The sequence below is a fragment of the Paenibacillus sp. FSL E2-0151 genome, assembly GCF_037993015.1.
Taxonomy (GTDB): Bacteria; Bacillota; Bacilli; order Paenibacillales; family Paenibacillaceae; genus Paenibacillus; species Paenibacillus amylolyticus.
This window is the reverse complement of the sequence record NZ_CP150308.1, coordinates 183,878-210,026: the sequence shown is the minus strand read 5'-3', so window position 1 is coordinate 210,026 and position 26,149 is coordinate 183,878. Positions and strand designations below refer to the sequence as shown.

General features: G+C 46.1%; 20 protein-coding genes, 1 tRNA gene and 1 other RNA gene. 2 read left to right on the top strand and 20 right to left on the bottom strand.

The genetic code is table 11. From position 1 onward, the window contains the following. Positions 1-10 precede the first annotated feature (10 nt). The 19 genes from MHI55_RS01015 to MHI55_RS00925 form a co-directional block, all read right to left on the bottom strand. Positions 11-880: a sugar ABC transporter permease gene (locus MHI55_RS01015; RefSeq protein ID WP_339190339.1), complete on the bottom strand. Its 870-nt coding sequence runs from the start codon at positions 878-880 to the stop codon at positions 11-13. 141 nt (positions 881-1,021) lie between these two features. After that, on the bottom strand, positions 1,022-2,335 hold the full coding sequence (locus tag MHI55_RS01010) for an extracellular solute-binding protein (RefSeq protein ID WP_340388336.1): 1,314 nt from the start codon (positions 2,333-2,335) through the stop codon (positions 1,022-1,024). 172 nt (positions 2,336-2,507) lie between these two features. Further along, on the bottom strand, positions 2,508-4,256 hold the full coding sequence (locus tag MHI55_RS01005; RefSeq protein ID WP_340388333.1) for a response regulator: 1,749 nt from the start codon (positions 4,254-4,256) through the stop codon (positions 2,508-2,510). Next, complete coding sequence (locus MHI55_RS01000; RefSeq protein WP_340388331.1) at positions 4,247-6,277, bottom strand: sensor histidine kinase; 2,031 nt, start codon at positions 6,275-6,277, stop codon at positions 4,247-4,249. Before MHI55_RS01000 ends, MHI55_RS01005 begins: the two co-directional genes overlap by 10 nt. Positions 6,278-6,910: 633 nt before the next feature. Next, positions 6,911-7,273 (bottom strand): hypothetical protein, encoded by a 363-nt coding sequence (locus MHI55_RS00995; RefSeq protein WP_340388329.1) that lies wholly within the window; start codon positions 7,271-7,273, stop codon positions 6,911-6,913. 35 nt (positions 7,274-7,308) lie between these two features. Continuing rightward, positions 7,309-8,088, bottom strand: a complete 780-nt coding sequence (locus tag MHI55_RS00990; protein ID WP_340388327.1) for a uracil-DNA glycosylase — start codon at positions 8,086-8,088, stop codon at positions 7,309-7,311. Between the two features lie 132 nt (positions 8,089-8,220). Next, positions 8,221-9,147: a metal-dependent hydrolase gene (locus MHI55_RS00985; protein ID WP_340388325.1), complete on the bottom strand. Its 927-nt coding sequence runs from the start codon at positions 9,145-9,147 to the stop codon at positions 8,221-8,223. A 545-nt stretch (positions 9,148-9,692) separates the two neighbouring features. After that, positions 9,693-10,265: a zeta toxin family protein gene (locus tag MHI55_RS00980; protein ID WP_062837735.1), complete on the bottom strand. Its 573-nt coding sequence runs from the start codon at positions 10,263-10,265 to the stop codon at positions 9,693-9,695. Continuing rightward, positions 10,258-10,455, bottom strand: a complete 198-nt coding sequence (locus MHI55_RS00975) for a hypothetical protein (RefSeq protein ID WP_017691232.1) — start codon at positions 10,453-10,455, stop codon at positions 10,258-10,260. Before MHI55_RS00975 ends, MHI55_RS00980 begins: the two co-directional genes overlap by 8 nt. Positions 10,456-10,546: 91 nt before the next feature. Further along, positions 10,547-10,911: a transfer-messenger RNA gene (gene ssrA, locus MHI55_RS00970) on the bottom strand. A 586-nt stretch (positions 10,912-11,497) separates the two neighbouring features. Beyond that, positions 11,498-11,980 carry an SsrA-binding protein SmpB gene (gene smpB / locus MHI55_RS00965; RefSeq protein WP_036674736.1) on the bottom strand — a complete coding sequence of 161 codons (483 nt, stop codon included), beginning with the start codon at positions 11,978-11,980 and terminating at the stop codon, positions 11,498-11,500. Positions 11,981-12,239: 259 nt separating this feature from the next. Further along, positions 12,240-15,035, bottom strand: coding sequence for a ribonuclease R (gene rnr, locus MHI55_RS00960; RefSeq protein ID WP_340388323.1), 2,796 nt, complete (start codon positions 15,033-15,035; stop codon positions 12,240-12,242). A 561-nt stretch (positions 15,036-15,596) separates the two neighbouring features. Further along, positions 15,597-15,830, bottom strand: coding sequence for a preprotein translocase subunit SecG (gene secG / locus MHI55_RS00955; protein ID WP_017691238.1), 234 nt, complete (start codon positions 15,828-15,830; stop codon positions 15,597-15,599). Positions 15,831-16,041: 211 nt separating this feature from the next. Further along, on the bottom strand, positions 16,042-17,328 hold the full coding sequence (gene eno, locus MHI55_RS00950; protein ID WP_036616228.1) for a phosphopyruvate hydratase: 1,287 nt from the start codon (positions 17,326-17,328) through the stop codon (positions 16,042-16,044). Positions 17,329-17,567: 239 nt separating this feature from the next. Beyond that, positions 17,568-19,112, bottom strand: coding sequence for a 2,3-bisphosphoglycerate-independent phosphoglycerate mutase (gene gpmI / locus MHI55_RS00945; RefSeq protein WP_036616224.1), 1,545 nt, complete (start codon positions 19,110-19,112; stop codon positions 17,568-17,570). 1 nt (position 19,113) lies between these two features. Further along, complete coding sequence (gene tpiA, locus MHI55_RS00940; RefSeq protein ID WP_036616221.1) at positions 19,114-19,866, bottom strand: triose-phosphate isomerase; 753 nt, start codon at positions 19,864-19,866, stop codon at positions 19,114-19,116. Positions 19,867-19,902: 36 nt separating this feature from the next. After that, positions 19,903-21,084: a phosphoglycerate kinase gene (locus MHI55_RS00935; RefSeq protein WP_340388321.1), complete on the bottom strand. Its 1,182-nt coding sequence runs from the start codon at positions 21,082-21,084 to the stop codon at positions 19,903-19,905. 151 nt (positions 21,085-21,235) lie between these two features. Then, complete coding sequence (gene gap / locus MHI55_RS00930; protein WP_017691243.1) at positions 21,236-22,243, bottom strand: type I glyceraldehyde-3-phosphate dehydrogenase; 1,008 nt, start codon at positions 22,241-22,243, stop codon at positions 21,236-21,238. 106 nt (positions 22,244-22,349) lie between these two features. Beyond that, positions 22,350-23,375, bottom strand: a complete 1,026-nt coding sequence (locus tag MHI55_RS00925; protein WP_036616216.1) for a sugar-binding domain-containing protein — start codon at positions 23,373-23,375, stop codon at positions 22,350-22,352. A 458-nt stretch (positions 23,376-23,833) separates the two neighbouring features. Here MHI55_RS00925 and MHI55_RS00920 point away from each other — a divergent pair. Beyond that, a tRNA-Arg gene (locus MHI55_RS00920) sits at positions 23,834-23,908 on the top strand. Positions 23,909-24,084: 176 nt separating this feature from the next. Further along, the gene (clpP, locus tag MHI55_RS00915) at positions 24,085-24,681 is read left to right on the top strand and encodes an ATP-dependent Clp endopeptidase proteolytic subunit ClpP (protein WP_017691245.1); all 597 of its coding nucleotides are present in this window, start codon (positions 24,085-24,087) and stop codon (positions 24,679-24,681) included. A 167-nt stretch (positions 24,682-24,848) separates the two neighbouring features. Here the strand turns inward: clpP and MHI55_RS00910 are convergent, their stop codons facing one another. Beyond that, complete coding sequence (locus MHI55_RS00910) at positions 24,849-25,946, bottom strand: DUF4163 domain-containing protein (protein WP_076320060.1); 1,098 nt, start codon at positions 25,944-25,946, stop codon at positions 24,849-24,851. Between the last annotated feature and the right edge of the window lie 203 nt (positions 25,947-26,149).

Here is a 26,149-nt window from a genome sequence, read left to right as displayed (position 1 = left end):
ATGCCTCCCTCTACTCCGTTTTGAACAATGAATTAATGAGGATCGTACACACCAGACATTCCACAATGATAAAGACCGAGATCGCACTGCCATATCCATACCGGAACGTATCAAAAATGGTAGCGTACATCAGCGTGCTCGGCACTTCAGTGGTGTAGAACGGCCCGCCGCCAGTCAGCACATAGATCAGGTCAAACACTTTGAATGCACCAATGACCGAAAAAACAAGGCTTACCTTCAGAATTGGCTTCATCAGCGGGATCATAATGGACCACGCCGTCCGAATACGGGAAGCACCATCCATTCGAGCCGCTTCGAGCACATCCTGAGACACGGACTTCGCACCTGCATACATCAGCAGCATGTGATACCCCACGTACTGCCACAAGGTTGGAATAAAAGATGCCGCCAGCGCGGTGTCCTTCTGCCCCAGCCAGTCCTGCGCCAGGCTGGATAAACCGATACTTTGCAGCAGCACGTTCAGCAGGCCGTAATCGGCATTGTAGATTTTTGACCACAACTGGGCAATAACCACCGTCGAGATCAACACCGGGATGAAATACACGGTCCGGTAGAAACCTTCCCCCTTGACGTTGGACGCCAGAATCAGTGCGAGCACCAGCGAGATCGGCAGTTGAATGAACACCGAAGCACCCGCGAATAACAGGGAGTTCTTGACCGAATTCAGCACCCGGGTATCCTTAAACATCTCCACATAGTTGTCCAAGCCGATAAATGTACCCCTGCCCACGCCGTTCCAGTCCAGCAGACTGTAATAACTTGAGACAAAGATGGGAATAAGCACAATTCCGCAGAAGAGAATCAGTGTGGGCAGTACAAAGACGGCTATCGTGCCTTTATTGGAAAATACAGAGTTCATTGTTGTTCTCCTCTCAAAGGCGTGACCGGGATACACCGGACCACGCCTCGTTTGGGTTCATCTTCATTGTTAGCAAGCTTCAGCTTGTCAAGCTCACGAGCGTACACATGTAAGCACTGCGCGCATATTAGCCTGCGCGACCTACAGGCTCAGCTCTGTTGGTTTGAGCTGTGCCATCTGTTTGCAGAACTCCTCCGGTGTTACATCACCGGCAAGCAGCTGGGCAATCAGGTTTTTGTGCGCTTCGGCAGACTCCGCTGGCAGAATGTTATCCCACCACGCGATGAATGAGGTCGCCGTTTTCATAATATCTGCCGCAGACAGATCAAGAGAGGACAGGCTGGATGTGTCGAGTGCATCTGTTTTCCAGCTTGGCAGGCCGGCTCCAGCCAGGAAACCTTGTGTACCAAGCTGCTCGCTCAGATACATGAGGAATTCCACGGCTTCCTTCGGATGTTTGGTATTCTGGTTGATGTAGAAACCATCGACGGCTCCGCCGAAGATTTCGGTATTTGTGCCTTTGCCATCCTCAAATACCGGGAACGGAATCACTTTCACTTTGCCTTTGACCGCGGAGGACGGGTCCTCAATTCCTGCATTGACCCAGTTGGCCTGGAACATCATCGCCCCGTTGCCTGCATTAAATGCCCCAAGCATCTCGTCATAGCTCATGCTGAACATGCTGCTGTTGAACGCTCCTGCTTGCGCGAGCTGCTGCATCTTAGTCGCAGCGGCTACAAAGTCGGGTGAATCCCATTTCGACGGATCTTTAAAGGCTTCCATCACCGTAGCATTGCCTGCCTGACGCATCGCAATAATGTCGTACCAGTACATGCCTGGCCAGCGATCCTTCTCTCCAATCACAGCCGGGGTGATCCCCGCCGCTTTCAGCTTGGTGACTGCATCCAGCAGTTCGTTATAGGTGGTCGGAACCTTGGCACCCGCTTGCTCGAACAGTTCTGTATTCACGTAAAGATTGGCGATATGTGTGTACACGGGCAATGTGTAGATTTTGCCGTCCATATTAATGGCCTCAGCCATTCCCGGGCCCATTCGTTCTTTGATATCGTCCGTCAGGTAACTTGAGATTTCCAGCACATTGCCGGATTTGATGTACGGCTGCATGAAGCTGCCGCCACCCATGCCATAGAACAGGTCTGGCGCTTCGCCAGCTGCAATCGATGTTTTGACTTTGGTTTTGTATTGTTCTCCTGTCGTGCCCGTACGTTCAACCTGAATATCCGGATGCTCGCTGTTCCATTTCTCAACAATCTCGGGCAGCAGCTTGGCCGAAGGATCGGTATTGCCGACCGATTGATCCCACAGCGTCAGCTTGATCTTGCCATCGCTCTCCCCCTGTGCACCACCGGACGAACCGGATGAACATGCCGCCAGACTGCTTACAATTCCCAGAGTCAGAATTAGACTTGCTGATTTTTTTAATAGCGCTTTCATCTCTATGGACCTCCCTATGTGTTTTAGTTCGTTCTAGCCCATATTTTAGGTGAACTATGCGTTGTTCTCCATTTAGAAAACAGGCATCGATTTGTAATATTCGAACATATGTGGAATTGGAGAGGGGGTGCGCTCACACCTTCTCTACACTCCCGGGTTTACATCTCGTTTCTCAGGTTTTTACATTCCGATATTCGTTCATGGACCGACCGATATGTTTTTTAAACAAGACGCTGAAATAATGTGGGTCCGGGATGCCTACCTGTTGCCCGATCTCATACCCCTTTAAATCGGTCTGCTTCAGCAACGTTTCGGCCTTTCTCATACGAAGCTGCGTCATATATTCCACAAACGTCTGCCCGGTCTCTTTTTTCATCAGCCGCCCCAGATGGCCCGAACTTACGTAAAAAGCAGCCGCGGTGCTGGAAAGCCCCACTTCCGCATTGCCTATGTTCTCTTCAAGATAAGCCATCACCCGGTCGATCAGATTGCCTTCCTTGGCCTGTCGTTTGGCTTGTATGACATCCGATACCGTGCGGACATGCTGCTTCAACATGCTTTTTAGTTCGGGCAGGTGATCTGCTGTAAAAATGGCCGCAACGGCCTCTTTGTTCAATGCGTGTTCTCCCTCAAGTTGCTGCTCTATGGCAGCACGCTGGCACTCCGTAACCACATCCATGGCAGCCATCCGAAACTGTGAAACGTCCGAGAACGGCACAGACAGCATACGCTCCAGCAACAATACGGCTTCTTCCCCCGCACCAACACTGACGTAAAATTGCAGTTGTTGGAGCAGCTGAGCATCCGAGTGGTACCGCCTTTTTCCGCCTTCGATGACCAGATCCTCGAAGCAAATAACCTGATTTTTCCCCACAAACGCCTGATAATCGAGTGCACGACAAGCTTCCCGGTATCCCACAAAGGCTCTTCCCCATCCTGATTGCCATTGCCCAATCCCTACGGTCACATCAACTTCACACCCTTCGAGCTTAAGTGTATGTTGAAGTTCTTCCTGAAGCTGCTGTACCTGATCGGCAAATTCGGTATCCGCACCAAGCGAGAGCACAACTATCCGGTTATGTGGGTCCATGACGATAATGGTTTGCGAATCATGCGGATAAAATGCCTGCACCTGCTTCATGCCTACCATTCGCAGCAAAATATGTATTTCCTCGGCAGTATGTGGATGAGCTTCTGTCTGATGCTGGCTTAATTGGGGCTGACCGTGTTGATTTTGAGGCCCTCGTTGTGCTTGGTGTGTTTGGTGATATGGTTCGGACAGATGTGGATATACCTCTGGTGCAGCTATCTTAGCTTGCGGTACAGCAACCTCCACCTCCATTACTGCGATGCGTAATCCTGGTTCACCAGACGAGATAGGTATGCCGAAGAATCGTGCCTTCTCTTGTAGTTCATCCTCAGGTATCACATCACTTAACCATTGATTTACAAATCGCTCCCTGAGATAAGGCAGGCTCTGCTTCATCTCCTCCCGCAGCTTCATCAGCTCGTACTCACGCCCCATCTCCTGCTCGATTGCCACTCGCAGCTTCGTCGTAACCTGTAATAATTCAGAAGCACGGATGGGTTTCAAAATAAAATCGGATATGCCCAGCTTCACACTCTGACGAGCATATTCAAATTCATCATGTCCCGTCACAACCACGATTTTTATGTTCGGGTAACGCTCCATGAGGATGCCGCTCAGTTCAATACCGTCCATCTTTGGCATGTATATGTCCGTGAACACGATGTCCGGGCGCAACAGCTCGACCTGTTCCAAAGCCTCTGCAGCATCGGAGGCCTCGCCAATGATGCTCATGCCTTGCTGCTCCCAATCGATACGCATACGCAGCAGATTTCGGATGAGGTACTCATCATCCACTATCAATACCTTTAATGGTTCCACAGTTAATTCCATGATTCATCGGCTCCCTTCGGGATCGTTATGATAATGGTTGTTCCTTTTCCAACCTCGCTCTGCAGCTTGAGTCCATCTTCTCTGTCATAAAAAATGCGGAGCCGCTCCATCGTCCCCCATAAGCCAAAGCTTGGATTGTGTTTAGCGTTATAGGTAGGATTAGAGGTATTAGAAGAGTTAGATGGGTTAGATGAGTTCGAGCGATTAGACCTGTTCATTTCTGTGCGTTGAACCTGCTGCACTTCTTCCTCGGACATGCCGACTCCGTCGTCAGTGATCGTTAGAAGTACCCCTTCCTTGGATCGACGAGCTTGAATGCGTATCGTGCCTGGACTGCTTTTAGGGCGTATGCCATGATATAGCGAATTTTCCACCAGCGGCTGGAGCACAAGCTTGGGAATCATCACTCGCTCACAATCTGGAGCAATATCGTACTGCACCTCAAATACACCGGGGTATCGCACCTGCTGGATCGTCAGATAATTGCGTACAATCTCAACCTCCTCGTGCACCGTGATCAGTTCATGGCCTTTGCTGACACTCTGCCGATAATAACTTCCGAGCGCTTCTAACAGCTCACATACCTTATCATTCATACCCGACATCGCCAGGGAAGTGATAGAATCAAGTGTGTTATATAGAAAATGTGGCTTGATCTGCGCCTGAAGTGTATTCAGCTCTGCTCGGCGGATCGTCTGCTGCTCCTGAATGATGCGTTTCAGCATCTGGTCAATCTGCTCAATCATCTGGTTGTATCCTCCATATAGCTGTGCGAACTCGTAACTGTTCAGCTCAACCGTCACTTTGCGGAAGTTGCCGCTTGGTGCTTTCTGCATGGAGCGAAGCAGCTTGTGAATCGGCTTAATGACGCTGCGCGAGATGATGAATGAACTGACAAAAAAGACAGTCCCGTTTACCGCCAGTAGGATCAGCGCAAGCAGCACCATGGATTTATTACGGGTATCAGTAGCCTGGTATGGACTCATGCTGATGAATTTCCACTGATCATCACCAGCCGAACGATAGGTCACCGCATATTCCTGACCACCCGATTGCAAGGTGATGAAGCCGGAGGGCTGCTCTTGAAATGTTTGTTTTAACTTGGCCCGATTGGCCTCTAACATCTCGTACATCCCTTCCTGTCCAGAAGCCGCAGATATGGATTCGCCGGATACAGCAGGCACGGCCTTCTTTCCATCGGTAGCGTTGGTTGCAATAACCCGCTGATGCTCATCCAGGATGGCCACCTGAAATGAATCCGGTGCAGACAGGTTGGCATAGGCCTGAGCGATTGATTTGCCTTTGATGTTCATGACCAGAAATCCAAGCGGAGACGTATCATCCAAATCCCGAATGAGGCGAATAAACGACACCACCTCTTGCCCATCATTCTCCCCCGTCGCCGAGACTCCGCTGTCGTTGTTGCCACCATTCAGCCTGAGCAGATATCTTCCGTTATGCTTCAGTGCCTGTTCGTACCACGGCGCTTCCTTCACATTTGCTTCCATAAACGTGGGCCATTCCTGTGTACCAACCGAGAATCGGTGCCCCGAATTATCGTAAATATATACTGAATCGATAATTGGAACCGCTTGCATAAGATTGGTCAAATACGCGCTGACCTTGGACTGTGTCTGTAAATTGGAGTACACATTGCCCTGCCGCAGCAGGTTCTGCAAGTTGGGATCAGAGAAAATCATTTTCGAATAATTGTTCACGTTCTCGATCATCAGATTAACGTTGGTCTCAATGGATGTAATTGTCTGCAGTGATGCTTCATTGATCTTTCGCTGCGCATCACTTTCCGAGATTCGATTCAACACCAACGCACTGAACGCCACAGTTAGCAGAATAATGACAAAGTAGGCAAAAGGGATTTTAAAAGCCAGCGTCTTGAGCTTGCGTTGAATGAACCCTTTGAAACGGGGAGTCCATTTCTTCTTCATTGCACTGTTGTTCGCTTTTGCATTTTCGTTTGCTTCTGCATCGATCTTAATATCTGATTGGGCTGTTGCTTTCACTTCTATTTTTCATCTCCTTCTTCTACTGCTCCTGCATCTGTTGTTGCATCTTTTGCTCATTGATTCAATGTGACCCTCCTTTGGTTCCGATGTGTGATGGGTTTATCGGTTGTGATCGGATGACCTGTTGTGATATCCACCACTCTCTCGGATTTTATACAATTGTATATTATAGGACTGTGCATGGAGGAGGCTCAACTCTTTTTATCGCTTGGATATAGCTTGACTGAGTGAAGTGAAATGAGGCTTTGGGGATCTGATCGTGGTGAATGCCGCGGGTAGGGGCCCCTAATTGGAGCCGCAAGAAGTACTGCTTTATAAAATGTTGGAGGTACAGATAATAAGTTGTGGTTTGTGCCGGGTGGAGAGAGAAGCGGGGGAGAGACGGAGGATCTGAGTACACAAAAGAAGATGGTAAACGTCTACCTTGATATGGCATACTTTTGAGCAAGATTACAATATCTACGGGCATAATCTTACTACTTACAGAGTGTTGATCGAGTGGTTAAGGCTGGGAAGTCCAATAATGGTCTTCTCGTATGATGAATTTAAGTGGGGAAAATGTTGGGGGGCAAACCGCCCTTGGGCAGGACAAGTACAGACTTCGTTATGGTAAGAAACAGCAAATCGTGATCAAAGCGAGAATTCGGTAACTCCTTTTTTGGAGGCATATTTCAGCGTGTAGCTTCCTTCTGTGCCATATGGCATCGTAGCGATTTGGATGCGGGTGTAATCCAACCGACTCTCTCTCAGCACTTTTTTAACTAGCGCTATGCTTCGATCTTCGTCCGTTACCACACAGAAAATGTTCATTACATATTCCTTAGGATCAGCCACACGGCTACCCAGATCACATCCATCCACCTCTCCCAAATCGGCCTGGGTTAGAACGGTTTCCAGATATTCCATCACCTTTTCCCTCAACCAATGATCTCGTTTGCTGCCCTGCGCGCTCTTCAGTGGATATTGCACCACAAGCCAGTATTTTTCACTCATTTAGCTTCACCAACCAATCTTTATATGATAGGGCACTACGTTATGTGCGGACACTTAGACGATAAGAGTTCATATCTCAGCCTTACACTCCTCCAGTTCAAAATGGGATAGATCATTGACCTTACTGCTTTTTGGAATTGTACTGCCCTTCCATTTGCAGGATGAGGAACATGGTGATGTTTAATGAGATGGGAGCTTAACGTGTCTGCTGACTTTCTGCCAATAGCCACGATCTGAGCATCAGGATTCAGTTGCATAAGCTGTCTGGCAAACGGCAAACCATCCTCCAACTCTGCCAAAGTCGGCGTTCGATTCGTCATCCTGTTTTCAGAAGAGTGATAAGGATGAAAGGGATAGATGTTCCAAAATATAAAGTCCGTTGGTTTCCACCTTGAACTAGATAACACTTCGCCCCATATAATAGATGCTGTCGGCTCTGCGAAACCATACAGTGCCTGACTGCGGTTAGGTTTGGCGATATTCGGCAGGCTTGTTCGGACACCCGGCTCACCTGAAAAAACCATCTGGTGATTCACCAGCGAGTGATTCCCGGTAACCATTCGCTCAGACGTCAAAGGTACGCCGGAGAACCTCGCCCCTTGATATCCCACGGCTTCAGCAATAAAAATATACCGAGCCTTGGACATTCTTGGTTCCAAATACCTGACCAAATGTTCCGAACGAATCTTCACCGCTTCGGGGCCGATATCATAACCCCTCACATAATCGCTCCAAGGATTAATCACATTTACTGGCGAGACATATGCTTGTATCCCTGCAACAAATTCGCGGATCTGTTGCTGCGTTTCGCTCATGCTTTTTTGCCTCCTTTGGGAGATTACAGAGTAAATCGGGCTTGCATCAGCTTTTTTTTACAAATATTATATCATAAACAGAAAAACCACCAACCAGACCGCTGGTTGATGGTGGATAGAAACTGTAGAAAACTATTGCGTTATAACTTCTTCCCACTGACCATTGGTGGTTTCTTTGTAGGTAAAAATGTTTCCATCATACTTTCCCTGAATAAAGTTAGAACCCGCTTCTTTCCATTCCTTAGTAACAGATAGGACAACTTTAGAATTCTGTGAATTTATTAAAACGTATTTCCCTCTTGATAAATTAATCTCAAAGGCTACTGGATAAAAATCGTACCAGAATAGTTTGTCTGATTTCTCTCCCAGTATACCCGCGTCACCACCTTTAGAGAAATGAGGACTGATGACTCGAAACCTGAACTCTAACCACTTTCTGGGATCTAAAGGAAATTCATAATGACTATCGGGCTCCACTATAATATATGACTTTTCAGGAACTAGGTGTTGAACTTGAACTTTGTGCTCGATTATTTCTTTTGATATTATTCGAAAAACTAAATATACCAATATGAATAGTATCGAAGTAATTACAGGTAATTTAGGCTTGTTCCTCAAAAAAACACTCAATCCAAGACCAATAATTAACGGAAACCATATCCATGGATCTCCCAATGTAACGGCTTCCATAATATATGATTTATCGCTAAGGGGATAGAATGCTGGTAAATCATGTCCCATATAGTCTAAAAATAAGTGTCCAAACAAGACAGACAAAATAGAAGATCCCCAGATTAATTTGAAACTTGTCTTTTTATAGAACAGTTTTGTCAAATAGGCTATTCCTAAAACTAAAAAGGGTGTAAATAATACCGAATGGGACCACGGAGCTACACTTCTATCCCCGAAAATATCAGGGATTATTCCACACAATGCACCCGAACATAGACATATCATAAGGTTTTTCCATGTATCCCTTGGCAAAAAGCAGAGTGCAATTACCGCCCCAAGAAGAGCATGCGATAGAACATGAAAAAACAAATATAAATACGGATCCAAAATAACTACTCCTTTACTCTGTTATAGAATCAACATTATGCTATGTAATGTTACACACTATAAAATTAGTTTTTCATAAAATAGACCCTGAGAGTCAAGCCTCTTCCAAAGATCTGCGGGGAGTAGTCTCTGTATTGATGTTACCTAATCTAATTTCTTAATATTAAATTCGAGCACAAATCAACGTAGGCTCCACAAAATAGAATCAACAAGCTATTAAAAATCCTCATAACAATGGATGGCCCGTATGTATTTTCTATTATCATAATTTGGTCTAGTTAAAGCAGGCTATAGATACCTATATACGTTTCAGAACCTAAATGTACCTGATATACTTTCTTAAAGCTTTTCGACATATATATACCTCAATTCCCTCCATTTATATAATTTAGGTTATTATATCATAAAATAAAAATCCACCAACCAGAACAATGGTTGGTGGATTTTGCTTACTCTAATGGAGGTGAGGGGGTATCGAACCCATGTCCGAAGATAACGGCACAAAAGCTTCTACGGGTATAGTCACTGTTGTGATGTCCCGTGTATCAGTAACCCACAAGAACAGGATTAGCCCAAGCAGGTATGGACTCAACACAATAGATCAATTTACTCTGTATGATTTCTGCAACAATTAAAGGCTCGTATGTATTATCAATGATGATAACCTGATCTGCGATGGCTAGAGCCGGTTTAAGGTTCTTCAATGACTGGCCATATCGATAACGAATGTCTTCTTCTGCAATCCAATGTCCACCTTGTTCAACACGAGAGGCTACACGATCTATATGCATTTGAACATCCTCAAGACCGATATAATAAACGACAATTTCATAATTGTTTTCTTTTGCTATTTCCATATGTTTTAAAACAAATGATCCGGACAATGTCGTTTCAATAGCGAAGTTTACACCACTTTTAATGAGTGATCGGATTCTTTTTACAGCTTCCCTGCCAGCAGACAGATCAGCACTACGAGGATTCTCTGGCTTCAACTCTCTTGCAATCTGATCAGGATCAACCAGTTCACCAAGCCACTCTCTCATTTGCATGCTGAGTGTACTTTTCCCTGCTCCATTGGTTCCAGCAAACACAGTCATGACTGGTCTAATTTCACTCATGATATTCAAACTCCTGGCGTTTTCCAGTAGCATCAAATATAATTTCGAATTTATTACCGGCAGCATCCTCACGAACGCGTTTGTTATTCTTTATATAATATATAGAGGCACCTGATTCTTTAGCTTGTTTCCGTGCATGTTGATTTGCTTTTTTTAAGATTTCTTGGAGCTGTTCTCGATTTTCAAACATCTGGAGTCCCCCAATCTAAATTTCTGTTTATTATATCATAAACAGAAAAACCACCAACCAGAACACTGGTTGATGGCTTTTGACTTGACTCTAATGGAGGCGAGGGGAGTCGAACCCCTGTCCGAAGATAACGGCACATAAGCTTCTACGGGTGTAGTCACAGTTTTGATGTCACCCGAGTATCGCCCCGTAACCGGCTATACGTTGGGTCAGCCTGATTGTCTTCTTCAGCACACCCCAGGCGGAGATGTGACAGCGTATCCCACTACTAGTTAGCCCCTATCCCTGTCACATGGGCGATGCAGGGTAGAAGCACGCACACAGTTTCTTAGGCTGCGAAAGCGTAGTTTGTTTGTTGTTTGCCGTTTAATAGGCTTTAGCGTTGATAAAGCGGACGCGTCCCCACTACCCGCTACCCATGCTCGAACTATCCCCGTCGAATCCATAAACGCCCCCTCATATAAGAAGGGCTCCAGGATTAATCCGTGAATACGGAGCAAAGGTGCTGCACATCTTTTTCCTCCAAGGTAAAAAGATGCTTCTTTCAAACTCGGCATTCCTGTCTGCTACATGAATAATCATAACACAGGACACATCACCGAAATAGTACAGATTGCTGGAAGACATTCCAGCAGGATGAGCATGTGTACAAGGTTATCCAATACAACAGGCTCAATCGTCTACATATTATACCGCGTCACCAATCGGAAGTAAAGTTTACCCAGATTGGATCACGAACAATTGCACCTAAGTATCTTACCCACGATTCAGTCAACTTAAGCAACAGCTGATAATTTAAATTCATCACCACACTTAGTTCCATGCTCCTGTCAATTTTCTTAGTCACACACAACAAAAATCAGCCAACTGCACACTTCGGCTATTCACATCAAATCACCTTCCCCAAATACAAATAAAAAAAGCCTCAATCTTGCCCATTGCAGGACAAACCTTGAGACTCCTTAACTCGTACATCAATCTGGCACCATCACAAAGACTAACTTATACACCTAAAGTAAAGCATTTACGCCCAACGCTCCACTTAACGCGCAACCTTCTGCTTCTCGCGCAGTACCCGTTGGATATCACGTTGTGCATCCCGCTTGGCTGCAGTTTCCCGTTTATCATACTGCTTCTTACCTTTACCCAGTCCGAGCAAAAGCTTTGCATAACCATTGCGGATATAGATTTTCAGCGGCACAATGCTGTACCCATCCTGTTTCGACAGCCCGAGTAGCTTGTGAATCTGCACTTTATGCATCAACAACTTGCGCGTACGTGTTGGATCGAGCGGATTATTTCGGTTCCCTTGTTCAAAAGGACTAATATGCATATTGTGAATATGAATCTCACCGTTCCGAATCGTGGCAAATGCATCACCAATATTCGCACGGCCGTTACGAAGAGATTTGATCTCCGTTCCGGTAAGCACCATGCCCGCTTCATACGTATCTTCAATGAAGTAGTCATGGGAAGCCTTTTTATTCTGTGCGAGCACTTTACTCTGTCCATCATTCTTGCCCATGTCCTCACTCCTTCTCCGTAAAATAAGCCGGTACCATGCTCTATAGCAGTGCACCCGATGTTGCACCAAGGTACCACGTGCCAGACCTTAATTGTAGCAAGTACGGCTGTTAAAATCAAGAAAGAGGCGACCTCTGCCGCCCCTCCTCATTACACCACTTTCAGACTGTGCGAAACAACACACCGGCTGAAGTGACTATTTTTTCCAACGCTTAACCTGAGAAACGAATTGTAATCCATCTCTCCAAGTTACGTTAGCTTTATTTTTTCTTTTTCCGTACAAAAGCTGCCGTGCCGTTAGCAGCTGCACCTTTGCTCTTCTTCCGCTTGCGTCGTGGTGCTCCGCCTTCCTGAGCGCCACCAGGAGTTGCATTCTCTCCAATAAATACGCCGCTCGGCGAAGTGTTTTTGCGCCCACTTCCGCCTTTGCCACCTTTACCGCCGCCCTTGCCGGACTTAAAGCTTCCTTCACCGCGACCGCTGCCGCTGTTCAGGCCACTTCCTTGTCCACCGGTTGAACTAGTATCCGATCCACCCGATGTAGAGCTATATCCGCCTTTACCTGAGCCAAAACCAAAGCTCACCGCACCTTTGCCCCGGCCAGTTGATCCACCAGCATCACCCGCACGACGCTCACCTTTTGGTTTGCCGCCGCCTTTACCTGCGTAGCCACCAGATGAGCCTGCGCCCGCGCCTGCACTCGCTGCTCCACTACGACCGCCACGTCCACCTTTGCTGCTTTCTTCCGTTGATCTGCCACCACGGCTGGCTCCAGCAGCGGATGAGCCTCCTTTGCCGCCACGTGAACCGCTGAAACCACCCGGTCCACCCTTGGCACCGCCGCGACCGCCACCACTTGCTGGGCGTCCACCTTTACCGCCACGTCCACCACCGAAGCCGCCAGGACGTTCACCGCGAGGTTTCATATCTACCATTTCAAAATCAATCGTATACTCTTCCATGCTTACACGTGCCACACGGATCTTCACTTCATCACCGATGCGGAAGACTTTCGAGGTACGTTCACCAATCAGAGCCATATGCTGATCGTCAAAATGGTAATAGTCGTCCGTGAGCGCGCTCAAGCGAATCAGACCTTCAACCGTGTTCTCCAGTTCAATGAACATACCAAAGCTGGTCACACTGCTGATCATGCCTTCGAACTCTTCGCCTACTTTGTCGAGCATGTACTCGGCTTTTTTCATTTTCTCCGTATCCCGCTCAGCTTCTACCGCCACACGTTCACGTTCCGAAGACTGTTGCGCAATATCGGACATACGTGCTGCCAAATACTCCTGACGTTTCTCCGGCAAAGCACCATTATTTTCAATGACTTCGCGAATCACCCGGTGAATGACAAGATCGGGATAACGACGAATTGGAGACGTAAAGTGACTATAGAATTCTGCCGCGAGGCCAAAGTGACCTGACATTTCAGAATCATACTTCGCCTGTTTCATGGAACGGAGCATCATCGTACTAATCACGGTTTGTTCTTTCGTTTCTTTGATATCCTCAAGCAACGATTGAAGCGCCCGTGGATGAATCGCATTGCCACGTCCTTTGACCTGGTGTCCAAAATTCGCTGCAAAGGCGAGGAAGTTTTGCAGTTTTTCCTGATCCGGATCTTCGTGCACACGATAAATGAACGGAACCTTCAACCAGTGGAAATGCTCTGCCACGGTTTCGTTCGCTGCCAACATGAATTCCTCAATGATTTGCTCTGCGATCGAACGCTCCCGTTTCACGATATCTATCGGTTTACATTCTGCGTCCACAATGATTTTGGATTCTTCAAAATCAAAGTCGACCGCACCACGGCGCATACGCATAGCACGCAACTTCAAAGCGATCTCTTTCATCAGATGGAAATCATCTACCAGATCCTTATAACGCTCGAGCAATTCCGGCTCTTCACCTTCAAGGATTTTACGGACGTTGGAATACGTCATCCGCTCTTTGGTTTTGATTACACTTGTGAAAATGTCATGTTTTATAACCTTCATCTGGTCGTTAAACTCCATCTCACAAGACAGTGTCAAGCGGTCTACCTGCGGGTTCAAACTACAAATCCCGTTGGACAGACGCTGTGGCAGCATCGGAATAACCCTGTCCACCAGATACACACTGCATCCACGGTTGTAGGCTTCCTGATCAAGCTTGGAATTCTCCTGCACATAATAGCCAACGTCGGCAATATGAACACCCAGACGGTAGTTCCCGTTAGGCAGTTTCTCTACATTTACAGCATCATCCAGATCCTTGGCATCTTCGCCATCAATCGTGACAATGTTAAGTCCGCGCAGATCACGGCGACCCTGTTGTACAATCTCTTCATCCGTGATGGAGTCGGGTGCTTTTTCCGCCTCTTCTACCACTTCATCAGGGAAAGCTTCAGGCAACTGATGCTTGCGAATGACGGACAAAATATCAATACCCGGCTCATCCTTATGACCGAGAATCTCGATCACTTCACCTTCGGCAGCCGCACGGCCCTCCGGATAGCTGACGATCTTGGCTACGACCTTCTGTCCATCAACCGCCCCAGCAAAGTTGGTACGTGGGATGAAAATATCGCGATTAATCCGTTTATCATCCGGAATGACAAATCCGTACACCTCATGGCTCTGGAACACACCAACGACTTGTGTCACAGCACGAGTAACAATACGGACGATCTCACCCTCCAAGCGACCGCCTGAAGGTCCTTGAGATGTGACTTTAACCAATACCGTATCACCATTCATCGCACTTTTCATATCATTGGCGTGAATGTACACATCCGGGTGCTCCCGATCCTCAGGGATAAGGAAAGCGAAACCTTTGGCGTGAGCCTGTAAACGTCCACGTACCAAATCCATGCGCTCTGGCATGCCATAGCGATTGTTACGGGTCAGCAAAACTTTACCGGATTCCTCCAGCGTATTAAGCATAATCAAAAAGGCTTTGAAATCAGCTGCATCTTCAATAGCGAAGTGCTGTTCCAACTCCTGATAAGTCATAGGTTTATAAGCGGTTTCCCGCATGAAGTCGAGCAATTGTTGTTCTGTTATCATTAATATATTCACCTCGGGAAACATAAAAGTGTAAGCAAGTCTCATCTCTTTATGTATCGGAATTCTTACCTTTTTCATGCAATACAATATCATTGCTGTGAAGAGTGTAGTAGTACAACCATACTATCTCATACCCTAGTATACACGAATTCAATCCGGCCCATCCGTACTACGCAAAAAAACCGCGGTCGCCGGGCGCTCCTCTAATATCACGCTTTCACATATCTCTACAGACATTTTATGCGATACACGTGCTGTGCGCATCTGGAAAAGGACTACATCCGGAAATTTTCTGTACACATGACATTCATTATAGGGAGTGAGTTCGCGTAACGAATAAGCGAGGGACATACCATACATGATAGGGGTGTGTTGCATGTTAAGGAAGGAAAACCAAACAGAAGTGAGAAGAAGACCTAAAATCATGGAGTCTATAGATTAAATTCTTGGAAAAGTTTGGACGCGTAAGAATTTATTAAAAAACCCCCGTTTCTTCACGAAACGAAGGTTCATCAATTAAGCCATTAGCTTAAGCTATTCATTGAACAGCAGTTCCAATTCTTACTTGGAAGCCACCGTAACAACAATAGACAAAATCATAAATCCTGCACCCAGTACCACCGTTGCACGTTGCAGGAAGAGATCCAATCCGCGCGCTTTCGTTTTACCGAAAAGATGTTCCGCACCACCGGAGATGGCACCCGCCAAACCAGCGCTTTTCCCGTGCTGCAGTAATACTACAGTGATTAGACCGATCGAGAAAACAACGAGCAGCAATTTCAAAGCAATATCCATTCTTTCCACCTCCTACCCATGTGGGCATACATCTCACCATAAAAACAGTTACTTTAATTGTAACATAGCTATGGTTGTACTACAAGTAGTACAGGTTTTACAATGCCCTAAATTTCACCATCTGCGTGATCCTTACGTTATACCATTACTTCGTTGCAATAAAAAAGACAAGCCGGTTACCCGGCTTGCCCGTAAAAGCTGGATATCCAGCTTATTTTTTAAGGTTGTAGAATCCTTTAAGACCATTGTATTGAGCCAGTTCACCCAGTTGATCCTCAATGCGGAGCAATTGGTTGTACTTCGCGATACGGTCTGTACGGGAAGGAGCACCCGTTTTGATTTGACCAGCGTTAGTTGCAACAGCGATATCAGCAATTGTGCTGTCTTCGGACTCACCGGAACGGTGAGAGATTACAGCTGTGTATCCTGCGCGTTTAGCCATTTCGATTGCATCAAATGTTTCAGTCAATGTACCGATTTGGTTAACTTTGATCAGGATGGAGTTACCGATACCTTCGTTGATACCTCTGCCCAGACGCTCAGTGTTTGTTACGAACAGGTCATCACCAACGAGTTGTACTTTGTCTCCCAATTTCTCAGTGAGCAATTTCCAACCATCCCAGTCATCTTCGGACATACCGTCTTCGATTGTGATGATTGGGTATTTCTCAACCCATGAAGCCAGAAGGTCAACATACTCAGCGGAAGTGTAAGATTTACCTTCGCCAGCAAGTGTGTACTTACCATCTTTGTAGAACTCAGTGGAAGCAACGTCCATACCCAAGAATACGTCAACGCCTGGTTTGTAACCAGCTTTTTCAATTGCTTCGATGATTGTAGTGATTGCTTCTTCGTTCGAACCAAGGTTCGGTGCGAAACCACCTTCGTCACCTACAGCTGTGTTCAAGCCTTTGGAGCTCAATACGGATTTCAAGTTGTGGAAGATCTCTGCACCTACGCGAAGAGCTTCTTTGAAGCTTGGTGCTCCAACTGGAAGAACCATGAACTCTTGAACGTCGATGTTGTTGTCAGCATGCTCACCACCGTTGATGATGTTCATCATTGGTACTGGCAATGCTTTAGCGTTGAATCCGCCCAGGTAAACATACAACGGCAGGTCCAGAGCGTCAGCAGCTGCGCGAGCTACTGCCATGGATACAGCCAGGATTGCGTTAGCGCCCAGTTTACCTTTGTTTGGCGTACCATCCAAAGTAATCATCAATTTGTCGATACCCAGTTGATCCAATGCATCCATACCGATAACTTCTGGAGCGATTGTTTCGTTTACGTTTTTAACAGCTTGCAGAACGCCTTTACCGAGGTAACGGGATTTGTCACCATCGCGAAGCTCAACTGCTTCGTGGGCACCAGTGGATGCACCAGATGGAACGATTGCGCGTCCGATTGCGCCGGACTCCAGGTATACTTCAACTTCTACTGTAGGGTTACCGCGGGAGTCGAGGACTTCGCGAGCGTACACGTCAGAAATAATAGTCATTTGTGATAATCTCCTTTATAGTTGGGATTTAATTTTTGGACCAACTTGTGTTTGCTCTTATTTTACTACATCAGCAGAATCGTCTTCCAATCGCTGTTATCCCCTGATTTCTTTGAACTTATTTTCATAAGTTGAAATCATGTGATAAAGGCGAGCGCTTCGCTTCTTCAGACTATTTCTGCTGCCTTCGTTCAATGTGCAAACGCCAAACCGTCCAATTATATATGTTGTTGCGTAACTTATTTACGGGTAGCGATGACGGATGTACCTGTCATCTCAGCCGGTTTAGGCAATTGCATCAGGTCAAGGATCGTTGGCGCGATATCTGCCAGGATTCCGCCTTCACGCAAAGTTACATTGGCATCCGTAACGATGAATGGAACCGGGTTCGTTGTATGAGCTGTGAACGGACGTCCTTTCTCATCGAACACCATATCCGCATTACCATGATCCGCCGTGATCAGTACAACGCCGCCTTTGGCAAGTACTGCATCCACAACACGGCCCATGCACTCATCTGTTACTTCAACCGCTTTGATGGTAGGCTCCAGCATGCCGGAGTGTCCAACCATGTCAGGGTTAGCAAAGTTCAGAATGATGGCGTCATGTTTGTCTGCTTCGATCTCGCGAACACATGCGTCAGCCACTTCATACGCGCTCATCTCTGGTTGCAGATCATACGTTGCAACTTTTGGTGAGTTGATCAGTACACGAGTTTCGCCCGGAAGCTCCACATCACGACCGCCGCTGAAGAAGAAGGTAACGTGCGGGTATTTCTCAGTTTCTGCAATACGCAGTTGTTTTTTATTGTTCTGTACCAGAACTTCACCCAGGGTGTTGTCGAGGTTCTTCGGCGAATAAGCCACATAACCTTCAACCGTCTCGCTGAACAAAGTCAAGCATACAAAGTGCAAGCCCACAGGGAACTTCGGACCACGATCGAAACCGCGGAAATCCTGGTTCGTGAATACTTGCGACAACTGGATCGCACGGTCAGGACGGAAGTTGAGGAAGATAACGGAATCGCCGCTCTCTACCAAACCTACCGGCTCACCATCCGCTTTGACGATAACCGTTGGTTCAACGAATTCATCAAATACGGATTTCTCATACGATTCTTCAACCGCTTTGAGTGGGTCAGTGTATTTTGGACCATCTCCATAAACGATGGCACGGTATGATTTCTCAACCCGTTCCCAACGTTTGTCACGGTCCATCGCGTAATAGCGACCTTGAACCGTAGCGATTTTACCTACACCGACTTCTTCAATCTTAGCGATCAGTTTCTGCATGAAGTCTTTACCACTGTCTGGCATAACATCACGGCCATCCATGAAAGCATGAATATAAACATCATTCATTCCTTCTTTTTTGGCCAGATCCAGCATAGCAAACAGGTGGTCGATGTGACTATGTACGCCGCCATCGGACAACAAACCGTAGAGATGAAGCTTTTTGCCGCTTTGTTTTGCTTCGCGAACAGCTTTGACAAGTGTTTCATTGTCGTAGAACTCGCCGTCACGAATGGATTTGGAGATACGGGTCAAATCCTGGTATACGATCCGGCCGGCACCAATATTCAGGTGACCTACCTCGGAATTTCCCATTTGCCCTTCTGGCAAACCTACAGCTTCACCGCAAGCAGTGAGTGTTGTATGTGGGAATTGGCTCATGAAACGGTCATAGTTCGGTTTCTTGGCTTGCGCTACCGCATTGCCTTCCACCGTGTTACGCAGACCAAAGCCATCCATGATGATCAGTGCTACAGGTTTTGGAGCTGTCATCTTACTTCGCCCCCTCAACAAGCGCGATGAACGAAGCCGGCTGCAAGCTGGCACCGCCAACAAGTGCGCCGTCGATGTCGCTTTGTCCGAGGTATTCTGTTACGTTCTCCGGTTTAACACTGCCGCCGTATTGAATACGAACTGCATTCGCTACCGTCTCGTTGTACAGATCCTTCACCAGCGTACGGATGTAAGCAATAACTTCATTCGCATCTTGGGAAGTGGAGGATTTGCCTGTACCAATCGCCCAGATCGGCTCATAAGCAATAACAACTTGTGCCGCTTGCTCTGCAGACAGACCTGCAAAAGCAGCTACTGTTTGCACTTTGCATACGTCTTTTGTTTGGTTCGCTTCACGCTCTTCAAGCGTCTCACCAAGGCAGAAGATTGGAGTCAAACCGTGACGGAATGCTGCATGCAACTTTTTATTGACAGTCTCATCGGTTTCCGCAAAATATTGACGGCGCTCCGAGTGACCAATAATGACATAATCCACACCCAGGTCTTTCAGCATCACGCCGCTGATTTCACCTGTGAATGCACCGTTATCTTCAAAATGAAGATTTTGTGCACCAATTTTGATGTTTGTACCTTTAACCGCTTCTACCAGGGATGGCAGATTTGTAAACGGTGCGCAGATTACAGTTTCTACGCCTTCAACTTCCGCTTTTCCTTTAACTTCCTGAATGAAGTCATTGGACTCGGAAACCGTTTTGAACATTTTCCAGTTACCTGCGATAATCGGTGTTCTCATGGGTTTCAACTCCTTCATGCTATAGACTACTAAAACTTACTTGTCGTTCAATGCCACTACGCCTGGAAGTACTTTACCTTCCATGAACTCGAGCGATGCACCGCCACCTGTAGAGATGTGGTTCATTTTGTCAGCCAATTTGAACTTCTCAGCTGCTGCTGCGGAGTCACCGCCACCAATTACAGTGTAAGCTTCTGTCTCAGCGCAAGCTTCCGCTACTGCACGAGTACCGTGGGAGAATGGCTCGATTTCAAATACGCCCATTGGTCCGTTCCACACAACCAATTTGGAGTTTTTGATTACATCAGCATAGATCTCACGTGTTTTAGGACCGATGTCGATACCTTCCCAATCTGATGGGATACCATCGATGTCAACGATTTGTGTGTTTGCTTTCGCACTGAAATCGTCAGATACTACGATATCTACCGGCAGGTAGAAGTTTTTGCCCAATTTTTTCGCTTTTTCGATAAAACCGAGAGCAACATCAAGTTTGGAATCATCCAGCAAGGATTGTCCAATTTCATGTCCTTGTGCTTTGAAGAACGTGTAAGTCAGACCGCCACCGATGATTACGTTGTCTGCAATGTTCAGCAGGTTGTCGATTACATCGATTTTGTCCTTAACTTTGGATCCACCAATGATAGCTGTGAAAGGACGCTCAGGGTTGGAGATTGCTTTACCCAACACTTCAAGTTCTTTCTCCATCAACAAACCGGACACTGCTGGAAGCAAGTGAGCGATTCCTTCAGTCGAAGCGTGTGCTCTGTGAGCCGCGCCAAACGCATCGTTAACGAAAACGTCAGCCAGTTCAGCAAATTGTTTTGCCAGTTCCGGATCGTTTTTCTCTTCGCCTGCGTGGAAACGAACGTTTTCAAGCAACAATACGTCGCCGTTCTTCAGTTCAGCGATTTGAGCTTTAACAGCGTCACCAACAGAACCGTCAGCTTTAACAACTGTTTTACCAAGCAATTCAGACAAACGCTCAGCTGCTGGAGTCAAACGCAAAGATTCAACCACTTCGCCGTTAGGACGACCCATGTGGCTTGCCAAAATGACTTTAGCGCCTTTTTCAATCAAGAAGTTGATTGTAGGAAGCGTTGCACGAATACGTTTGTCATCTGTAATTTTACCATCTTCGAGCGGCACATTGAAATCTACACGGACAAAAGCCCGTTTTCCTGTCAATTCGATATCGCGTACACTTTTTTTGTTCATCTGTATTTCCTCCGCACCCATGTATTTGGTGGACCAATCAAGAGCTAAAATCCCTCGTCAATCCTGGTGTTTTTGAGAAATTTGCAAAATGTAGATATATAAAGAGCGGAAACAATATAGCATCTGTTTCCGCTCTATGTTATTGCAGATATTACTTAATCATTTTTGCAAAGTGCTCCAAAGTGCGAACCAATTGTGCAGTGTAGGACATTTCATTGTCATACCAAGCTACAGTTTTAACCAATTGTTGGTCGCCAACAGTCAGAACTTTAGTTTGAGTTGCATCAAACAGGGAACCGAAAGTGATTCCTTGGATATCGGAAGATACGATTTCGTCTTCTGTGTATCCAAAAGTTTCTGGATCGGAAGCTTCTTGCATAGCTGCGTTAACTTCTTCAGCAGTTACTTTTTTGTTCAGAACAGTTACGAGCTCAGTCAGGGAACCAGTAGCTACTGGTACACGTTGAGCTGCACCATCAAGGATGCCTTGCAGTTCTGGGATTACCAGACCGATTGCTTTAGCAGCACCAGTTGTGTTAGGGATGATGTTTTCAGCTGCTGCGCGAGCACGACGGAAGTCACCTTTAGGGTGTGGAGCATCCAACGTGTTTTGGTCGCCAGTGTAAGCGTGAATTGTAGTCATCAAACCTTGAACGATTCCGAATTTGTCTTGCAGTGTTTTTGCCATAGGTGCCAGGCAGTTTGTTGTGCAAGATGCGCCGGAGATTACAGTTTCAGTACCGTCGAGGATTTCATGGTTTACGTTGTAAACGATGGTTTTCATGTCGCCAGTAGCTGGTGCGGAGATAACAACTTTCTTAGCTCCACCTTTCAAGTGTTTCTCAGCTGCTTCTTTCGTTGTGAAGAAACCAGTACATTCCAGAACGATATCTACGCCCAGGTCGCCCCAAGGAAGTTCTTCTGGATTACGGTTAGCCAATACTTTAACTTCTTTGCCGTTCACTTTGAAGAAGCCATCGTGTACTTCAACATCGCCATCGAAGCGACCTTGAGTTGTATCATATTTGAGCAAATGAGCGAGCATTTTAGCGTCAGTCAAGTCGTTGATTGCTACTACCTCGATGCCTGCTACATTTTGAATACGGCGGAATGCCAAGCGTCCAATACGTCCAAAACCGTTAATACCTACTTTAATCATGAGTAAGTTCCTCCCAAGTTTTGATTAATTTTTTATGAAACTTATATATTCAAGACAGACGGTGAAGTCCGTCAAGACAACAATAGTTGTGATGCAAAGTAAAACCTTATTCCATTTCAGCAACGATGACTTCGGCAGCAGCCTCATCAATAATCAGAATATCTTCCTGACCAAATCGTAACACGGAATGTATAGCAGCAGCTTTGCTTTTGCCACCTGCAATTCCAATCACAACATCGGTTCGTTCAATATCCTGAAGTCGCATACCCAGTGTAAGCATGGTATGTACCACCTTACCCTGATCATTAAAGTAATAACCGAAAGATTCAGATACGGCCCCTTGCTCCTGAAGTTCATCTATAATCTCCGTCGCAAGTTTGCGTCTTTTAGCCATCTCTACGGCATCACCAATTCCATGAATAACAATCCGTGATTGCCTGATCAGCTGCAGAATCTCCTGAACACTAGGGTCCTGGATTAATGATTCATAGGCATGATCACTGAGCAAATCCGGTACATGCAGGAGTTTGTATTGCGCCCCTACCCGTTTTGCCATTGTGGATGCGATCGTATTAGCCTGAATTTCAAGGCTTTCTCCAAGTCCACCGCGTGCCGGTACGAACCAGACACCTTTGAGCGATGTTGGCGGATTTAGTTGTTCTGCGACTTCGGCCGTTGTTGAACCGCCAGTAACGGCGACAACGTCGTTGTCACTCATGATATTGCCGAGAGCCTTCGCTCCAGCTCTGCCCAGTTCCCTTTTGGCAAATGGAGAAACGTCCGAATCACCAGGAACCACAACTACCTTTTGCAGACCGTAGGCTTGCTTGATGCGCTCTTCCAGCTCGGATAATCCGAACAGCTCTTTGGCTACGGGCTCTAACTGCTGCAGCAAATCATACCCTGCCTCGCTGATCTTCATTCCTGCACTGTCAATTTCAATAAGTCCCTGAGCCTTTAACAGATCGGTCTCAGCCCTCAGAACCCGCTCGGTCATCTGCATGGAATTAGCTAACGTTCTCCGTCCGATCACATCCGATAACATGATCTGTTGCAGAATCGTATACCTCTTTTTCAAGATATCCATGAGATCAGGCAGAAGCTGCTTTTGTACTTCTAAAATCGTTCGCATGCTTTCCACTCCCGCAAGTTCTCGTTCTAAGCTCTCTTTCGTGGCCCTAAAACGTCCCGGGTTAACTTTTTAAGTCCCACGTCTATTCTACCTAAAACTGACGTGACATGCAAGTGTTTCAACGTGTTATTTCGACACGCATTCAGCGTTTGTACGCGCCTATTTTCACAATCCTAGACTTTCATGATCTAGGACTAGCTCACGCATACCATATATAGAAGAAACAAATGAATTCGATCTACATATCGCTCAGAATCACATTTCATACGGCATGTCCAAAACCTCTAATAGCATTTACTTAAATGCACTCTTTATCCACTCTTCTTCATCATGATCATTTTTAGGTTAATCCAAACCAATACCACAACGAACTGCTTGCAATTAAATATTTCATGAGCTATAATCATTATTGCTGTCATATATTTAGAAAGCTACATAAATTGGTAGCAAATTAATGTGCGCCCGTGGTCCAATGGATATGACGTAGGCCTCCGAAGCCTGAGATCCAAGTTCGATTCTTGGCGGGCGCGCCATTTTTATTTAACAGCTCATAACCCATTTAACCAATGAAACCGGAAAGGTTTCTTTTTTTTGCAAGTTAGTTTGACTTTCTTTGACTTTTTGTTTGGAATTGTTTATTATGTGGGTAATACGGTAACAGTTTAAGTATAAACACCAATAACATTTACATTCCAAGGAGGTTTTTCACGTGAGTTTTATTCCAATGGTCGTTGAACAGAGCAACCGGGGTGAGCGCGCCTACGACATCTACTCCAGATTGCTGAAGGATCGTATTATTTTCCTTGGTAGCGATGTTAATGACGTAGTGGCTAATGCCATTATGGCACAGATGTTGTTCCTGGCTGCGGAAGATCCGGAGAAAGACATTCACTTATACATCAACAGCCCAGGCGGATCGATTACAGCCGGTATGGCGATTTACGATACAATGCAATTCATCAAACCGGATGTATCTACCATCTGTGTAGGTATGGCGGCTTCCATGGGTGCATTCCTGTTGAATGCCGGTGCAAAAGGTAAACGTTTTGCATTACCAAACAGTGAAATTATGATTCACCAACCACTTGGTGGTGCACAAGGTCAGGCTTCTGACATCGAAATTCGTGCTCGCCGCATCCTGAAAATGCGTGATACCTTGAACCGCATCATCTCTGAGCGTTCAGGTCAACCGCTGGAGCGGATTGAGAAAGATACAGATCGTGACTACTTCATGAGTGCTGCTGAAGCCGCCGATTACGGTATCATTGATAAAGTTATCGAAAACGTAGGATCACAAGGCATCTAAGTGTGACGTAGACCACGGTCTATGCGTTAACATAATCAACACCTAACGTAATCAGCAACATATAATTGTGTTGTCTATACGAGAAGAAGCCCTCATCATAATTATGATGGGGGCTTCTTTTTTCATTTTATAAGAAAAATAACTTAAGAGTGCATAATAATGATTCTTTATTTGGTTCCATTTACATTACTGAAAGGTTCTGTGCCTTTAGGGAGAAGCTCTTTGTACGTAAATGGCATTTCAGGGAAGCCTTCTGCGTACGCCGTATACTCATACAACTGGAAGAACACAACTACACCCGTTGGTGTCACATAGTAATCTTGATCTTTATTCAAACCTTTATAACCGTCGAGGTATCCACCGCGGGCTTTCAGTTGCTCACCCACTTTTTTACTCAACGTCTCGCGCATCGTTTTGTTATTTTGCAGCACATCATCTAACGTAAGCTCCTTACCTGTGTCCAGTGCAAAGGTGTGGCCCGTACGGTATGTCATGCCATGAGCGCCAGCATAATCTTCGTATCGTTGTGTAATGAGTCCCAGCACGCCTTTTTCGTTGTACGTCACTACATAGGAGCTCTCAAATGCATATGGACGGTTGGCGGTTGCACCGCCGAATTCAGATGTCTGTTTCTTGAAGTCAGCTACATAAGTATCCACTTCGTCTTTCAGCACTTTATTGATCGCCGCTTCAGCTTCTTTGCTGGCAAGTCCACTCACCTGTGGATATTGAACATCTACTTCAGCATTTTTTACAGTGACATTAACTGTTGCCGCTTTAATTTTAACGTTATTTTGTTTCAACTTGCTGAGTGACAACGTTTTGGTTTTGGCATCCCAATTCCCCTGTACACCCAGATAATCTCTCATTGCCGAGAATGGGATATATAATCTGCCGTTGATCAGCTTTGCGTCCACTTGAGGATAATAGTTGTTAATTCGAACACTCGGCTCGCCATCCAATAGGCTGATCGTCATCGTGTTATTGGCTGCTGTCAAAGCGTACTCTTTGGTTTTCGCATCATATTTCAGAGTCCCACCTGCCACATCTTTAACCGCCGTAAGAGATACCCAAGTTGAGCCACCTTGAAGAAGTCCTTTTTGAGTCAGTGTTTTTCCACCCGACTTCAGGGTCACCTCAGCTGTGGTTGTCACTTTCGAGGATACCGATGCCGCCTGAACCGAACTGTCCTGCCACACCGAACCGCTACCTACAATAATTCCTGCTGCGAGCAATGCACTTGTCCATTTTTTCCATGATGTCATATATAAAACTCCTCTCTGAATTCACAATTAGGGATCATTGCGTATGTAATCCTGACCTGATCGCATATCTCATACGCTCACCTCTCTATTATAATTAACCCGAATTCGGAAAGGTTTACAGCTCGAGTTACAATGTTGATGAATATCAGTAGGAAAATATATGGGGATATGACCTTTTTGTCACGAACAACTATACAAAAAAG

Coding starts and splice junctions, on each gene's coding strand:
- MHI55_RS01015 (WP_339190339.1), bottom strand. CDS start 880: ATGAACTCTGTATTTTCCAATAAAGGCACGATAGCCGTCTTTGTACTG.
- MHI55_RS01010 (WP_340388336.1), bottom strand. CDS start 2,335: ATGAAAGCGCTATTAAAAAAATCAGCAAGTCTAATTCTGACTCTGGGA.
- MHI55_RS01005 (WP_340388333.1), bottom strand. CDS start 4,256: ATGGAATTAACTGTGGAACCATTAAAGGTATTGATAGTGGATGATGAG.
- MHI55_RS00995 (WP_340388329.1), bottom strand. CDS start 7,273: ATGAGTGAAAAATACTGGCTTGTGGTGCAATATCCACTGAAGAGCGCG.
- MHI55_RS00990 (WP_340388327.1), bottom strand. CDS start 8,088: ATGAGCGAAACGCAGCAACAGATCCGCGAATTTGTTGCAGGGATACAA.
- MHI55_RS00980 (WP_062837735.1), bottom strand. CDS start 10,265: ATGAGTGAAATTAGACCAGTCATGACTGTGTTTGCTGGAACCAATGGA.
- MHI55_RS00975 (WP_017691232.1), bottom strand. CDS start 10,455: ATGTTTGAAAATCGAGAACAGCTCCAAGAAATCTTAAAAAAAGCAAAT.
- smpB (WP_036674736.1), bottom strand. CDS start 11,980: ATGGGCAAGAATGATGGACAGAGTAAAGTGCTCGCACAGAATAAAAAG.
- rnr (WP_340388323.1), bottom strand. CDS start 15,035: ATGATAACAGAACAACAATTGCTCGACTTCATGCGGGAAACCGCTTAT.
- secG (WP_017691238.1), bottom strand. CDS start 15,830: ATGGATATTGCTTTGAAATTGCTGCTCGTTGTTTTCTCGATCGGTCTA.
- eno (WP_036616228.1), bottom strand. CDS start 17,328: ATGACTATTATTTCTGACGTGTACGCTCGCGAAGTCCTCGACTCCCGC.
- gpmI (WP_036616224.1), bottom strand. CDS start 19,112: ATGACAGCTCCAAAACCTGTAGCACTGATCATCATGGATGGCTTTGGT.
- tpiA (WP_036616221.1), bottom strand. CDS start 19,866: ATGAGAACACCGATTATCGCAGGTAACTGGAAAATGTTCAAAACGGTT.
- MHI55_RS00935 (WP_340388321.1), bottom strand. CDS start 21,084: ATGAACAAAAAAAGTGTACGCGATATCGAATTGACAGGAAAACGGGCT.
- gap (WP_017691243.1), bottom strand. CDS start 22,243: ATGATTAAAGTAGGTATTAACGGTTTTGGACGTATTGGACGCTTGGCA.
- MHI55_RS00925 (WP_036616216.1), bottom strand. CDS start 23,375: ATGCGAACGATTTTAGAAGTACAAAAGCAGCTTCTGCCTGATCTCATG.
- MHI55_RS00910 (WP_076320060.1), bottom strand. CDS start 25,946: ATGACATCATGGAAAAAATGGACAAGTGCATTGCTCGCAGCAGGAATT.